Genomic DNA, 14,083 nt, shown 5'->3' with positions numbered 1-14,083 from the left:
GTAATCCACGTATATCAGCATGAGAACCGACGAAATTACTTGCTTCACCTATGCGGTAACACTACTACTGATTTACTAGTAAGGCTCTGGAAATGTGGGAGCAGAAACTTCTACGCTCTTATTGACAGTGGGGGTCATATCAACGCCGCATTAAGTGGTTAGCAACACCTACCACCCGACCTAAACCATTGTGCAGTAAACACTTAAGCTGAATCAAACCGAAAATGCCAAGCGTTGGGAATCCGTCTTAAATGCCTTGTTATGTTTGTATTCGACTCGACAGCAGATCTAAGTATTCATCTATACTTTCTGGCATTTCATCTGGGTAAATTACTTTAAGATCTCGTTTTGAAGAGTTCTTTAGACGCTCCAACCCCAATAGTGATGGACCTAATTTAGCGATACGGTAGATAGCGATAGTTAGGTTTCGCTCGGACTGTTTTTCTGTGATCGTGTCTGATGGAAGGGTAAATGAACCATTATCCCAGTCGGTATATAAACAGCTATTTTTCTGAGCGTTTTTAAAATCGACACCACCAAACAATACCTCTAACGGTAAGCCCATTTCACGATACTCTTTCCCAAATAGTGTTGTAGAAACGGCTGCGTCACTTGCCAACTTTTGCTTATGGTCACGAAATCTGCGATTGAGCCTTTTCCAATCTACTTTCTTACCCGCAGCAACGTCAATTAACGTTCTAAAAAGCATAAAGCTTTTCCCAAACTCTTCGCGTGCGAAATGGCTTAAAGCGAATGAACGTGCGTATTTTTCATGCTTATGTAAAATCTCAGCTTCATCGCAGAGCTCTTGAGCATTTCTCAAACACTTGATTGCACCGTCAAATATAGTATCGAACTTCAGATTATTGATTTTGGGTTGATTCAAATTTCCTCCGAAAACATAACAGCTATATTAGACAGAAAAATTCTGCACTTAAATACAGAATTATTCTGTCTAGTATCTCAATGACGTAAACGATACCCCGTTTTTATGAAAACTAACAGTAACTTAAGCACTACAGCTCTATGCCTACATCCCAAAATACAGAATTTTTCTATATAGCATGAATTGATGTGCCAAACTGTAACTTATGTATGGATAACCAGTTACAGTTTAATGAAAAAATCACCATTTCTATCGTATATACAAGAATATATGCTTGGACGGCACTATGCCCTTCGTACAACGGAGGCGTACATTTATTGGATTCACCAATACATTCTTTATCATGATAAAAAGCACCCAAAGAGCTTAACTTCCAGACATGTAGAGGATTTCTTAACGCATCTGGTTGTTAACAAAAAGTCAGCGAGGAAAACGCAAAGTCTGGCTCTCAATGCATTAGTCTTTTTATATAAAGAAATTATTCAAGAACCCATAGAGCTTGATATGCAGTTTCGGCGCTCAGATAAATCACGAAAATTGCCAACAGTCATGACTCCAGAAGAGATTGGAAGGCTATTCAATCACTGTTCACCTAACTACAAATTACCTTATCAATTAATGTATGGGTCAGGGTTGCGTTTAATGGAGTGTCTACGCTTACGTGTACAAGATATCGATTATGCATATAAATCTGTACGTGTATGGCAAGGGAAAGGAGGTAAAAACCGCATAGTGACAATAGCTCCAGAGCTTTTCCCCGCTATCAAACAACAGCAACAGAAATCCGCGAGTTACTATCATCAAGACATGAATGACACTGCTTTTTCTGGTGTATACATACCTGAAGCTCTCGCTAGAAAATACCCAAGCGCAGAACGGAGCCTAAACTGGCAATTCCTCTTCCCTTCGAGTCGTTTGTCGCCAGATTTACAAACAGGAGAGCTACGTAGACACCATATTCACCCAACAGCGCTTCAAAAACACATAAAGGTAGCAGGCCAAAAAGCCAACATTGAGAAAAACATCTCGTGTCATACTTTAAGGCACTCATTCGCTACGCACCTTCTTCAAAGCGGAGCGGATATCAGAACCGTTCAAGAACAACTTGGGCACACCGATTTGAAGACAACGCAAATCTATACTCACATCATTGATAGAGGCGCCAATGGAGTTGTTAGCCCACTATCAAGATTATTCGCAAAATAACGATAGATGAGATTCGGATTTCGAACTCTTTCAAACTGGACAACTAACAATAACCACTTGTGTTCACTTTCGGCATTAGCACGTGCCATTGCTCTCTAGCACTTCCCCCCCTTACAGCTCAATAAACGCGTAAATATGAGTACCTCTTGGATGAACTGTTTTTTATTATGCTGACCATTGTAATGTGGTTTACTAGAATGATTAGAGGCAAGCATTTAATATGAGGATCACGCCCAATGGATTACGACATAGACAAAGCATCAGAACTGGCACTAACTCTTCTTTTCTTGACCTTGCATGATAAATCTAAATTTGATGATTCATGCCGTGCTTGGAAAGGTCTCGATTTTGATGTCATGAACCACCTTTATGAGAAAGGCCTGATATTAGATCCTGTTAACAAAAGTAAATCAGTGGTCGTTACTCCCGAAGGCGTAAAACAAGCCGAAGAACTATTCAATAAGTGGCTAAAGAAGTAGGAAGTTTTTGGCTGTATAGAGCCCTCTCCCCCAACGCCAAAAATACAGTGGCGGAATTTGAACAGTTCTCAAAATCACCTATTGGTGTTTTTAGTCATTTATACTGCGCATTAAAGACATGGGCACGAACCGAATTCCGTTGAATTCTGCTTCTTCATCAGTGGCGACGAAACCATTACGATTGTAGAACCCAACAGCATTCACAGATGAACGTAGACTAACCTCACAAGCGTCTGTCTGATCAAGTACATGATTCAATAAAGTACGACCTAAGCCAGATCCCTGCTCTGAATTTGCTACAAACAAATGCGTTAGATAATTCCCATCACGCAAAGCCGCAAAACCAAGGACTTCACCATTTGATACCGCTTTAATTGATATAAACTTTTCATCATCAAAAGTAGTCGCTAGGTCAGGCAAAACTCTGTCTTTGTACTCTTGTTTTCCTTGAGCATTAAATAATGGAAGCACATCTTTAGCTGAAACCTCTGAAATAAGTCTGGTTACTGCATCTAAATCCGCTTTTAGAACCTTCTGAATTTCCATATTCCTTCCGAACACATACACCACGTTAAATAGTGAACAACGCTACCTATATCTAAGCCATTGTGCCGTAATCACTAAAGCTAATTCAAACGAAAAATACCAAGGGTTGAGAATCAGACGAAAGCGCTTTGTATGTGCTTTTGCTCAAACATAAAGGTCAAAGATACGCTTATGGTAGTGCTACTACCAACCATAGAACATAGTTTTTATTCGACTTAGCAAAGTCGCAGGTCTAATAGATACGATATCCAAAGTTCGAAAGTTATATCGTTCGAGAGGTTCACCAACCGTTGGCTCAAACATCGCTTTATCTCGGACACTTAAATTATAGAGTACGAGCCCAGACCTTACTTTCACATCAACTTTGTACAAGCCCCAATGTAAATTTGAGCCACATTTTGACCTTAGCTCATCAGGGACCTCTATTGGCTGCATTTTCAACTCCGTTTCATTCCATACGCACAAAAGGCCTTGCCCCCTCTCATCACTCCCACACATCACAATGAGTAGACGAGTATCCAAATACAATATGAGCTATAGCCATTTTATTTACCAACTCGCAATTTGAGACAAATGGATTATATTTATGAGTAATCAAAGCAAGAACCTGAGAGATAATTATGCCTTTAGCTCGATTGATCTACGTTAGTACGCTTTGCGAGAATTGTGATGCGTTAGCCTTAAAAGACATCTTGGCCAAGTCTCGTGAATACAACAAAGAACGGAATATCACGGGATTATTGAGCCATAACAGCGACTACTTTTTGCAGTGCTTAGAAGGTTCTCGCGAAGAATTAAATCATACATACAATCACATCATAAACGACTCACGCCACTCCAATGTAACCATCATCTATTACAAAGAAATCCATTCGCGACAATTTGGTGATTGGTCTATGGGGGACGTCCCACAAACCCATCTAACCTCATTACTCAACCTTCAATTTTCGGGTTCGACACAATTCAAACCTTATGAGCTAAGCGGGAAAAGTGCCTACCTTATGCTCTTAGAGTTGAAACAGCATCTGCCATCTGAATAGGTTTTGCTTTAGTGATTTAAGCATTGAAACTATAGTAAGTGCTCTAGTCGATCATCGAAGACATTACTGAATATCAAGCCGATAAACAATTAGCTCACTATCACCTTCGTATTGGCAATACGATCATGGAGAGCACGTTTTTGCTTACCAAATATCATAAGTATGTTGATGATACTGATAACACCACCCACCCAAGGAAGGTACCCTACGAATATCATCAAGGCATATCGTTTGAAAACCAAATCTTGAACGCTTGCTTGAGTGTCATCTATGTACACGACCTTAATCTTAAGAATCTTCTTCCCTATTGTTTGACCAGTCTGGCTCAATGATTTCCAGTTAATCGCGCAATATAACCCAAACCCAAGAATGACCATGATAGCTTGGTATTCCAACGGTGCTTCGACAGGAGGGTTTTGAGCTAGACCGTCCAATCCACCGGTAAAATAAGCGAGAGGGAGAATCACTATACTCAGGATCAGTGAATCTATAATGGCTGCGCCTAGACGAGACCACCTAGATGCCAACAAACTAGTCGGCTTTTGTCCATCTTCCATCTTGTTTTCCTTATGTTTTCTATCTTCAATGATCACTACATATCGTGCAGGAGATTAGCTAAACAGTGCCATACCCGGTGAATCATCTTAACCAAGCAACGTGAATTATGTGCCCAAAGAGATATCATCCCAATAGTAGTGTAGTTTTCATGTTATTCCTTGTATTGCCACTGAGCATAATCGCTCAGATTTTTGCATCTCGTTCCTACAAGAAACCATACGAATTATCACTATAATTTACAGTAACTTAATGTACGGATATGTATTTATGTGTCATAGGTTTCGAACAACCTACATAGAAACGATTTAGCGCTAGGAACTGATGACTAAGAAAACACTATATATCCAACCCATAGTCACGCTCTACCAACGCAATACGCACCCTAAATGCCTCACACCACTGCTTTCGACCTAAAGTTTGAGCTTCCATATGTTCCGAGTTTTGCTTCCACTTTTGATAGAAGCTAAATCTTGCCAGTAGGACACGGTGATTCCGACCTCTTCACGAGCGGATTCAACACCCAAGAATCCGTCATGTGATTCTGCCAACTCAAGCATCCTATTTGCCATCTCCCCATAGCCATTATCGCCGTCGGTTCGGGTAGAGGTGAAGATAACGGCGTAATAAGGAGGTTTTGGTGTATCAGCGATTTTCGGCATCGTATTTTCCTTAAAGTAGATTAGGCAGATCCTTTGTATGCTAAATACATTACACGCGGGCACCCTTTGTTCAATGCTGTTTTACCATTTTCTAAATAGACTTATAACATTAGCAAGCCTATCCAAACTTACGACCTATCCAAACAACACTGAAAGTTAGTCCAAAATATAATAGACGACGTTATAACAATGCTTGAGACAGTTTTTGTGCGAGTATCAGAAAAAGAGAAAGACGAAGAAGGACTTCAATGAGGCTTGGTGGCAGCAGGTGGTTAAATTGAAACAACTACAGCGTAGGGTCTAGAAATAAAAAGCACTGGTAACTTGCGTTTGCATTACCAGTGCATGAATGATTTTGAGTCAGATTAACGAGACGCCATTGCGCCTTTGCCAACACCTTCGTAAGCCACAATCTGAAGAGATTGACCATCATTGAGGCTCGGTTTTACTTGGTCAGCAATATAACCCGCTAGAAGCTCAACAGTCGTGTCAGTTGGCAGGATTTCAGTTTCACTCTTCGCGATCGCTAGCTCGAACTCACCTTGAGGCGCCGTGTAACGGAAAGCATAGTGGCTTTCGTCTGTCACCGCTTGTGCATGTTCACTCAAGTTAAGTACGTCCAGCGTTGTAACATCTTCTTGTGAGCCAAGGTAAATGTCTTCCCAACGCTTCGCGAATGCCTCTTCTCGGTTCGCATCTCGATTGCCATCAACAAGGATTTCAACAGGTGAACGGTGTCCGTGAGCAATACGCTGGCAGTTACCATCGTGCTTCTTGAGGCCGTGTGTGTAGTGGTAAAACGCACCGTCAATCTTCTCATGGCGAAGTGTGATTTCTAGACCCGAGACATTACTAGGAAGATTGTCGCGCAGAATGTCGTAAACATGAGCTGTGATACTTTCGATGGTGATCGCTTCTGCTTCAATCAAGCAGTACGCTTCATCTGGGCATTGCAGGTGAATGCTCTTATCACCACGCATCACATCAAGCGTTGAATAGCCTAGTTTGGTGGCGTTATGAATGATAGCTGGGTTTTTCATTGGCACCAGTAAGCGATGATCAACATACTCATCAACAAGGTGTTTAATCTGTTTCTTTACCCTGCTGAAATCCAGCACCATGCTCATTTCGTTGAGCTCGCCAGACATGATGACATCTAAAATCCAACTATCTCCCACGACCCCTCTGTGTTCACAGATGTATGAAGAATCGATAACGGTAAGATCTCTTACAAATAGGTTCAAGTTGAACTCCTTACTATTAATGAGATACGGGAGGCTGATTAACATTTCAGCAGACACTTCGTCTCATTGCTTAGGTTGAATGAAATTGGAGACGCAGGATGGTACAACCGCTTTGTAAAGTCCACCTTTTTAACGCGCCTCTCATAAGAAAAGGCCAATCTCTGTACGATTTTCGCTAAACCTCAGATTAAAGCCTAGTTCACTCGTGGAAATAGACGCGAACTCTAGGCTTTTCATCATTTTTAGTAAGGATTCATCACATCATCGCGATAATAATTAGCGGTGAATAACTAAACGCTCATCACGCCTTTAATGGTCGTCTTGGCTGTGCCCTTTAACTTAATACGCTGGTTGGGTAATACCTCCACAGAAATATCACCGCCACGCTGGGATGCTTGATACGCCTTCAGAGTGGTTTTATTTAGCTTTTGACTCCAAAACTGGCCGAGTGCACAGTGTGCTGAACCCGTTACTGGGTCTTCGTTCACTCCCACCCAAGGAGCAAAATAGCGCGAAATAAAATCCAAATCTTGCTGTTCGGATTGCGCTGTCACCACTACACCTCGGCCCTCAAGTTGCTTCATAGCATCAAAATTGGGGGTAAGAGCATTTACCGTGCTTTCACTATTCACTTGGATAAAGACTTTAGAATCAAACTCACCATATGAAGCAATCTCTTCAGGTTGGATACCTAAAGCCTCTATCAAAGGCAGGTTGAACTTGTGATCAAATAGAAGATTGGTTTGTGGGAAATCTAGCTCAATTCCATCTTCTACAACCTTTGCACTCAAAGGGCCAGATAGGGTTTGAAAAGTAACACGTTCACCGACATTTAAATCACCACGCTCGACCAAAACGTGCGTCGTGGCGAGTGTACCGTGTCCACACAGCTTCACCTCGATTTCAGGGGTAAACCAACGAAGTTTCATGTCGTTTAGGGTTAGAAACGCCGTTTCTGATACCGCCATTTCTTGAGCGATTGAAAACATCAACGCTTCACTCAATGGTTGTTCAGTAATGCATACACCTGCAGGGTTGCCCTTAAACGGAGCTGAAGTGAAAGCGTCGACTTGGTAAATATCTAAATTCATGTAACCTTTCTATCCTTATACTGGCCTACTTATATTTTGTGCCCTTTGAGCCTAAGAGAGTTACAAGAACTTCTCTATCAAAACTTCATCAATGTATGTGTCGCCTAACTTAGCATGCTTTTTAGCAGTGCCCACCACTTCAAAACCTTGACGTTGGTAAGCCGCTAACGCTCTCTCGTTGTCTGCTCGAACATAAGCAAACAGCTTTTCATAGCCTTTTTGTTTTGCCACTTCAAACGTCGACTGGAACAACTTTTTAGATACACCCTGCCCTCGACTAGCGCTGTCGACAAAGGTCCCAATAACCCCAACATGATCAAAAGCTTTGGTATAAGAAGCAAAAGGCTCGATGTTTTGAAAGGCGATGACTTTCTCTTGCACTTGATCGACAGCGACAGTGAACACACCTTGCTTAGGGAAATCGGCGATAAAAGCCTTTTCTTCTTCAACTGAGAACGTCGTATCGAGGATGGTATACAAACCCTCTGTAATGATTGGGTTAAGCACTTCAGTGATGCCTTGCGCATCTTCGATGGTGACTTGTCTTACTACTAAACTCATGCAATTACACTCTTATTATTGTTCGAGTTTTGGTTGTACATCAGTTGCATTGCTACAGCAATCTAAAGAAATGAATCTACGCTATTTTCCTCACCAACAGATCAGTATTTAGGCGATTCCGATTTGATACCAATCACCGTCGTAGACTCACCAATACCATCACTGTATATGCTGGCACACAGGTATGTGGTGTCAGGGAATCGATCTAACAGCTGATCGGTCGCGTTTTCATATTGTGATAATTCATTCACCTTATGAGCGAGGTGAACGCCACCAACCACTTTTCCTAAGTTTTGAGCATCGAGAAAGTCGCACACTGCACTGTGGTTATCAAAGGCAAAAAGAAAGTCACTACCTTCTGACAAGTTGCGTAGATCGACTATATCGAGATTATTCGGCATTTCATGTGATTGCAGTTTTCCGATTAAGTTCTCAATAACCCTATATACCGCACTCATGTCATTCGAGGGGTTATCAAATACCAACAGCAAAGTATCTGAAAGCTGACATAAGGTAATCAGCTGCGTCGTTTGGTTAACTCCACTCGAAGAAGCCAATAACGCGTCCAACTTTTTGCTGCTCAATACAGCCTCAGATAGATCGAATTCCGACAAATGATTAACACCGTCCGAGAAATTATGGGGCGGTGTATAAGCGGCGATTTTGAGCGCATCTAACTCCATCTCAATGGGTTCAAACATGGGCTTGTTAGACTCCTTTCTTTAGCTTTAGGCAATAAAGAAGGCTGTCAGCCAACTCGAAGCGACAGCCTCATTTTGAAAACATAGCCAGATTAACTTGGCTTATTCGGCCAATCGCGAACGTGAATATCCATTTGTGGGAAAGCAATCTCGATATTGTTTTCTCTAAATAGCTTATCAATGTTCTTGTTAATCAGATGAATGGTGCTTAGACGGTGCTCAATCGCTGTAATATGCACACGCAGTTCAAAGTCTAAGCTGCTTGCACCAAAAGCAAGGAACACCACATATGGGGATGGGTCTTCAAGAACCAGTGGGTTATCACTCGCGATTTGGTAAAGCAGTGATTCAACCTTTTCGACATCAGTACCATACGCAACACCAATTGGAATCACGACTCGTGTGACAGGATCGGTCAAAGACCAGTTGATCAGTTTTTCGGTGATGAACACCTTGTTGGGCACCACTATCTCTTTGTTATCCCAATCAATGATCGTGGTTGCACGGGTTTGTATCTTACTCACGGTTCCCGACAATTCATTAATGGTCACGATATCACCAATCCGAATTGGACGCTCGAACAGAAGAATCAAACCGGAGATAAAGTTGGCAAAAATCTCTTGTAAGCCAAAGCCTAAACCAACACCAAACGCGGCAACTAACCATTGTAGGCGAGACCATTGAAAACCAAGCATGGCAAAAACAGTCAGCACACCACCAACCAGAATTAGATACCTAAGCAGTGTGGTAATGGCGTAACCAGAGCCCGGAGCAAGATCTAGACGCCTTAAAATAAGCAGCTCTAATACACCGGGTAAGTTGCGAACGCCGACCATAGTCACCAGTAGTGTGATCACCGCATAAATTAGCGACTGAATGGTGATGTCCACCAGCCTTGCACCAGCTTCAGTGGTTTCGCTCACCTGCCAAACCACAACATTATTGAGTTGGCTCGTCATCTCTAAGGCACTCGACCATAGAGTCAATAGCGCGATCACTAGCCCTATCAGTGATAACCCGCGAAGTAATGTAATCGACTGTTCGCTGACTTGTTCGCTGTCCAAAGCACGCTCTTCAACGTCAGGCATTGATTCTCTCAATTCCGCCAGCTCCGGCGGTTCATCGGCCTGCTCTTGTTGCTGAGCAATCAATTCTTCTCGGCGTTCTAACAGTCGTTGATACGTCAATTGGCGATGCTCAAGCTTTAAGAAACGCTCGGCTAATTGGTAAATAAACAAACCACCGAGAATAACGAAAATCGTCAACTGCTGATAAATCAACAAGACCCAAGACGCAACATACAAACCGACTATCGCCATTGCGAGAATGCCAACAAACGAACCCAATACCACGGCTCGAATGATGAACAAGGTTAGTCCTTGGTTAAATGGCGATGGGAAAGTCGATGGTAAATGCTGCTTTCTAAGCAAGGAGTGATAAACCGCAAGCATCGAGCCTATCAGAACCAAAAACAGGACTCTTGAAATCTCTGCTTCTTTTGAGCCAGCCGCGAGTTCCGCCGCGTAGATGGCCACCAGCAAAATGATCAGCGGCCAACGAACGCGCTTCGCCCCAGCATTCAAATATTCACAGATATAACTCGGCCAGCTCAAATGTAAATCCAACACGCCCTTTGGAGAGCTCAGTGAGAACATCACTTCCACAACAAACAAGCCAGTCATTGCGGCAAAGGTAATCGTCTTGATCTCTTCAGAGCTTGAAATCGGCCACAGCCAATGCACGATATACGCCGTCATTCCAAACCAAAGTGACAAGGCTATCGCCCGAAGAGAGGCCATTAGGGACAAAATGAGCGTAAATCGGAATTTGTCTTTGAGTGGATGTCCGAATATTTTCTGATACTCCAATCTACGACTAATTGCTCGCTTGGAGAAACGAATATAAAGAACAAACAGTGTTACGCTGTAGAACGCGACTAGCAAACCTATACTGATTAGCTGCTCTTTGGTGAGTTGTTCAAACCTTTCGATGAACGGACGTTGATCTCCAAACCATACATCACGCTCAAAGCTGGTCAGGTGTTGCCACAATGGAACATTACTTCGGCTCCAAAGCTGTTGCTGTTGTAAGAAGGTACGCGCGCTGTTTACCTCAAGCATGTATTGGGTTTTCGAGGTTTGCAGTTTGCTCAAGGCAACAATCAACTTATCGTAGCTATCCGTAAGTTGCTTAAGAATGAGGTTGGTCAGTTGGTTAAGCTCTTCTGATGGCTCATCGGTGTGTTGAATATCAGATACGGCTCTACTCGTCGCAATGTCATCTAAGCTCTGCCCTATCTCGTATTTTCTAATATGCGCATGGGCGATGCTATTCGGGATGTCACTACTCTCAACCACGGTTGGCAAACGCTGTAGCTGCGCTCGGATGGAATCACCAAAAGCAGTACTGTCTCGCAGCCAGTTAAGATTGTCTTTAATTAAACGCAGCTCGCTCGTCAGGCTTCGTCTTTCCGCATCCACTTGGTGAACCGTGATTCGCGCTTGGTCTGTTTCAACTAACACCTTTTCTAACTCATTGGCAAAATCCACCAACTTGTCAGCCAACTGCAAATCTGGGATAGAGAGACTGTCTCTTTGATGTTGCAAGGCATTGACTTGATCAATGAGCTCGCGAACCGATGCCTGCTCAACTTGCGTCAAACGCTCTTGCAAATTCACCACTAATGGCGTGGCGAGTTTGATTTTGCGATCCAGCAGTTGGCGCTCCAATCGAACAATCTCGGTGCGCTCATCTAAACTCTGTAGCTCTGCGGCCAGTACTTCACGCTCTAATTTAAGGCTAGAAACATTACTTAACTCAAGCCATTGGTCTATCGGTTCCCCTTTATCACTCTGAGCTAGATTCGCTTTTTCTATAGCTTTATCCAACTGAGCAAGACTACTTGGCAATTCCGTGCGAGCGGTTCCCAATCGTTTTGCTTGCTCGGATTTGGTTTGATACGTTGTTCGCCACTCCACAAGTGCCGCTTGCAGTGAAGCGATGGATTGCGAAAGATCACTGAACTTCACCAATTGGTCAGTTTTGAATATATCTAAAGATTCGACAGCATTAATGTTGTTCATCAAGCGTTCGCGCTGGACGGGGAATTGAGTTATCGCCTTTAGATAATCATCGCGCTGAATACGTTTCTCTTGATCGGCAACTAACCGCGCCTTCAATGTTTCATATTGACCAATCAGTACCTCATTTTTGGGGCTTTCGCCATTGAGCTTGGTGATTTCACTTTCTACATAACCTAATTCCGGCACAGTTTGCGCCCAGCTTAATTTAGAGCTAACGACAACACTCACTATCATTACCCACAACATCAAAAGGCTTGATGTTCGACAAGACCACCAATTGACCACGCACTTCTTCCTTATACAGCGTTTAGAACTTACCTAAGTGTAGGAATAATTTGGTGATTCTGCTTTGTAATTCAATTAATTACCTAAAAATAAAACAGCCCGCACATTTCCAGTGCGGGCTATTAGATAAGACTATGAATTTAACAAGATATTGGCTTCGACGTGGCTGTCGCTATCTCAATACAGAGTAACGGAAACCTTAGTCACGACGGCCATTGAGTACAAAGTCGTGTTTATCCGCTTGAGATACGAAACGCACTCCACCGTCAGACGTTTCATTGCGTCCTTGTAGCTTTGGCTGTGGTGCAATGCGTTCAGATTGAACCTGGTTATCAGAAGTTACTGTCATATCAATCGTACCTGTGTAGTTACCATCAGAAGCGAAAGCCGTGTTCATAGACATAGCCATTAAACCTAGTGCGATTAACTTTTTCATACATCACCTCATTGTTCTTTTAAATAGGGGTCGTTCGTTTTGATGTAGTTACTTTAGCCCTAACCTATTGCTCTCACGAGGAAAACCAAGATTTCCAAAATAGAAACTGCTCGCGAGCCTCAGAATAAAAAACTCAAAATCAGATTTTGACCTAGCTCTGTCTTTACTACTAAAACTTAAGATTAGGATGAACGCATGGACGTGAACTCGGAGACGGAAATGAACGCCAATCTTGATATGCAAAATATCTTGGTCTTAAAAAAAATGTATGAGCTGCGCCATATGGGAGCAGTCGCCGAAGCGTTAGGAAAGACATCCAGTGCGATTAGCAAAAACCTCAGCAAACTTAAGACTCAACTCGATGACCCATTGTTTATTCAAACCAAACATGGTTTTGAGCCCACCTCATTTGTCGAGGCCAACATTAAGCATTTTGATAGCATTCTCGACAGCATGGCTTCCATCAAGCCAGAAGGCTTTTCGCCAGAAACTTATCAAGGGCCGATAAAGATCTACGCCAACAACCACTTTTGGCAGCAGTTGGGCGATAAGCTGTACCTCGCACTCTTGCAGCAAGCTCCTAAATCCACCATTTCATTCTTACATTGGGACGACAACGCCAGAAATCGCCTGATTGATGGTGAAAATGCAGTAGCAGCACACTATTTCGATGAGAGCTTGCCTCAGTCAATTGCTCAGTCAGAATTCGGGCGAGGCACGGTTGTGTTCTTTGTGAGAGATGACCACCCTGCCACCAACCTTGAAGAGTTAGCGAGCTATCCCGTAGTGATCTATAAGTCAGCGGGCTGGAATGACAATAAATATCCTCTTTTAGAGCGCTTGACCAATATCGGTTTCAACTTCACGCCTAAGGCCGAGGTCGCATTACCACAAACCGTGCACGACATTGTAATGCAGACGGATCATTTTGGTATTACTACCCACGGAAGCGTTCCACCAGGGTGTCGAAGTATTCATTTGCCCAATGACCTCAACATCGAAATCCGTTTCGTAATGAGTTGTCGTCGCTCTCAACAACATGACCCAATCAACCAATGGTTACTGGGTATTTTAAAGCAGACAATTATCGCTAATCGAAGTCAGCGCTAGCACAAGCGACAACACCCCACCTGCACATTACCTATACGCAGGTGGACTACTCACTCCACTAACCGTTTTCCGCTATCGTGCGCATTTAATCGATGCATAATAAGAAATACTTATTACCCTTATAAACACTTATGTTTAGAAACCAATAAGACTTATCAATACTATGACTGCATCTACAGGACGTCATCAATGAGCCAA

At 42.8% G+C, this 14,083-nt stretch carries 13 protein-coding genes and 1 pseudogene; 4 read left to right on the top strand and 10 right to left on the bottom strand.

Translation table 11 applies throughout. From position 1 onward, the window contains the following. Window positions 1-259: 259 nt before the first annotated feature. A complete protein-coding gene (locus tag L1D60_RS20990; RefSeq protein WP_239842801.1) occupies window positions 260-886 on the bottom strand; it encodes an AbiV family abortive infection protein in 627 nt (208 codons plus the stop codon). A 231-nt stretch (window positions 887-1,117) separates the two neighbouring features. On the opposite strand from L1D60_RS20990, the gene L1D60_RS20985 reads away from it, so the two are divergent. Both L1D60_RS20985 and L1D60_RS20980 read left to right on the top strand, forming a co-directional pair. After that, the gene (locus tag L1D60_RS20985) at window positions 1,118-2,092 is read left to right on the top strand and encodes an integron integrase (RefSeq protein ID WP_239842800.1); all 975 of its coding nucleotides are present in this window, start codon (window positions 1,118-1,120) and stop codon (window positions 2,090-2,092) included. A 236-nt stretch (window positions 2,093-2,328) separates the two neighbouring features. Continuing rightward, window positions 2,329-2,571 (top strand): DUF6429 family protein, encoded by a 243-nt coding sequence (locus L1D60_RS20980; RefSeq protein WP_239842799.1) that lies wholly within the window; start codon window positions 2,329-2,331, stop codon window positions 2,569-2,571. A gap of 90 nt (window positions 2,572-2,661) precedes the next feature. On the opposite strand, the gene L1D60_RS20975 is transcribed toward L1D60_RS20980, so the two are convergent. Continuing rightward, the gene (locus tag L1D60_RS20975; RefSeq protein ID WP_239842798.1) at window positions 2,662-3,117 is read right to left on the bottom strand and encodes a GNAT family N-acetyltransferase; all 456 of its coding nucleotides are present in this window, start codon (window positions 3,115-3,117) and stop codon (window positions 2,662-2,664) included. Between the two features lie 620 nt (window positions 3,118-3,737). Between L1D60_RS20975 and L1D60_RS20970 the strand changes: the two genes are divergently transcribed. After that, window positions 3,738-4,157: a BLUF domain-containing protein gene (locus L1D60_RS20970; RefSeq protein ID WP_239842797.1), complete on the top strand. Its 420-nt coding sequence runs from the start codon at window positions 3,738-3,740 to the stop codon at window positions 4,155-4,157. Window positions 4,158-4,246: 89 nt separating this feature from the next. On the opposite strand, the gene L1D60_RS20965 is transcribed toward L1D60_RS20970, so the two are convergent. The 8 genes and pseudogenes from L1D60_RS20965 to L1D60_RS20930 form a co-directional block, all read right to left on the bottom strand. Beyond that, window positions 4,247-4,714 (bottom strand): RDD family protein, encoded by a 468-nt coding sequence (locus tag L1D60_RS20965; RefSeq protein ID WP_239842796.1) that lies wholly within the window; start codon window positions 4,712-4,714, stop codon window positions 4,247-4,249. A gap of 337 nt (window positions 4,715-5,051) precedes the next feature. Next, window positions 5,052-5,374 (bottom strand): annotated as a pseudogene (locus L1D60_RS20960) (antibiotic biosynthesis monooxygenase). 365 nt (window positions 5,375-5,739) lie between these two features. After that, the gene (locus tag L1D60_RS20955) at window positions 5,740-6,618 is read right to left on the bottom strand and encodes a 6-carboxytetrahydropterin synthase (protein WP_239842795.1); all 879 of its coding nucleotides are present in this window, start codon (window positions 6,616-6,618) and stop codon (window positions 5,740-5,742) included. A gap of 290 nt (window positions 6,619-6,908) precedes the next feature. Then, window positions 6,909-7,709, bottom strand: coding sequence for a PhzF family phenazine biosynthesis protein (locus L1D60_RS20950; protein WP_239842794.1), 801 nt, complete (start codon window positions 7,707-7,709; stop codon window positions 6,909-6,911). Between the two features lie 60 nt (window positions 7,710-7,769). Continuing rightward, window positions 7,770-8,270: a GNAT family N-acetyltransferase gene (locus L1D60_RS20945; protein ID WP_239842793.1), complete on the bottom strand. Its 501-nt coding sequence runs from the start codon at window positions 8,268-8,270 to the stop codon at window positions 7,770-7,772. Window positions 8,271-8,371: 101 nt separating this feature from the next. Then, window positions 8,372-8,971: a hypothetical protein gene (locus L1D60_RS20940; RefSeq protein WP_239842792.1), complete on the bottom strand. Its 600-nt coding sequence runs from the start codon at window positions 8,969-8,971 to the stop codon at window positions 8,372-8,374. A 92-nt stretch (window positions 8,972-9,063) separates the two neighbouring features. Continuing rightward, complete coding sequence (locus tag L1D60_RS20935) at window positions 9,064-12,288, bottom strand: mechanosensitive ion channel domain-containing protein (protein ID WP_239842806.1); 3,225 nt, start codon at window positions 12,286-12,288, stop codon at window positions 9,064-9,066. A gap of 250 nt (window positions 12,289-12,538) precedes the next feature. After that, a complete protein-coding gene (locus L1D60_RS20930) occupies window positions 12,539-12,775 on the bottom strand; it encodes a hypothetical protein (RefSeq protein WP_239842791.1) in 237 nt (78 codons plus the stop codon). Window positions 12,776-12,994: 219 nt separating this feature from the next. Between L1D60_RS20930 and L1D60_RS20925 the strand changes: the two genes are divergently transcribed. Continuing rightward, a complete protein-coding gene (locus L1D60_RS20925) occupies window positions 12,995-13,885 on the top strand; it encodes a LysR family transcriptional regulator (RefSeq protein ID WP_239842805.1) in 891 nt (296 codons plus the stop codon). Window positions 13,886-14,083 lie beyond the last annotated feature (198 nt).

The organism is Vibrio sp. Isolate30 (assembly GCF_022397975.1).
Classification (GTDB): domain Bacteria; phylum Pseudomonadota; class Gammaproteobacteria; order Enterobacterales; family Vibrionaceae; genus Vibrio; species Vibrio fortis.
This window is presented reverse-complemented; position numbering and strand designations above follow the sequence as displayed.

Excerpts from the sequence above, each read along its gene's own strand:
- L1D60_RS20985 (WP_239842800.1), top strand. The coding sequence starts at position 1,118 with ATGAAAAAATCACCATTTCTATCGTATATACAAGAATATATGCTTGGA.
- L1D60_RS20980 (WP_239842799.1), top strand. The coding sequence starts at position 2,329 with ATGGATTACGACATAGACAAAGCATCAGAACTGGCACTAACTCTTCTT.
- L1D60_RS20975 (WP_239842798.1), bottom strand. The coding sequence starts at position 3,117 with ATGGAAATTCAGAAGGTTCTAAAAGCGGATTTAGATGCAGTAACCAGA.
- L1D60_RS20970 (WP_239842797.1), top strand. The coding sequence starts at position 3,738 with ATGCCTTTAGCTCGATTGATCTACGTTAGTACGCTTTGCGAGAATTGT.
- L1D60_RS20965 (WP_239842796.1), bottom strand. The coding sequence starts at position 4,714 with ATGGAAGATGGACAAAAGCCGACTAGTTTGTTGGCATCTAGGTGGTCT.
- L1D60_RS20950 (WP_239842794.1), bottom strand. The coding sequence starts at position 7,709 with ATGAATTTAGATATTTACCAAGTCGACGCTTTCACTTCAGCTCCGTTT.
- L1D60_RS20945 (WP_239842793.1), bottom strand. The coding sequence starts at position 8,270 with ATGAGTTTAGTAGTAAGACAAGTCACCATCGAAGATGCGCAAGGCATC.
- L1D60_RS20940 (WP_239842792.1), bottom strand. The coding sequence starts at position 8,971 with ATGTTTGAACCCATTGAGATGGAGTTAGATGCGCTCAAAATCGCCGCT.
- L1D60_RS20935 (WP_239842806.1), bottom strand. The coding sequence starts at position 12,288 with ATGATAGTGAGTGTTGTCGTTAGCTCTAAATTAAGCTGGGCGCAAACT.
- L1D60_RS20930 (WP_239842791.1), bottom strand. The coding sequence starts at position 12,775 with ATGAAAAAGTTAATCGCACTAGGTTTAATGGCTATGTCTATGAACACG.
- L1D60_RS20925 (WP_239842805.1), top strand. The coding sequence starts at position 12,995 with ATGAACGCCAATCTTGATATGCAAAATATCTTGGTCTTAAAAAAAATG.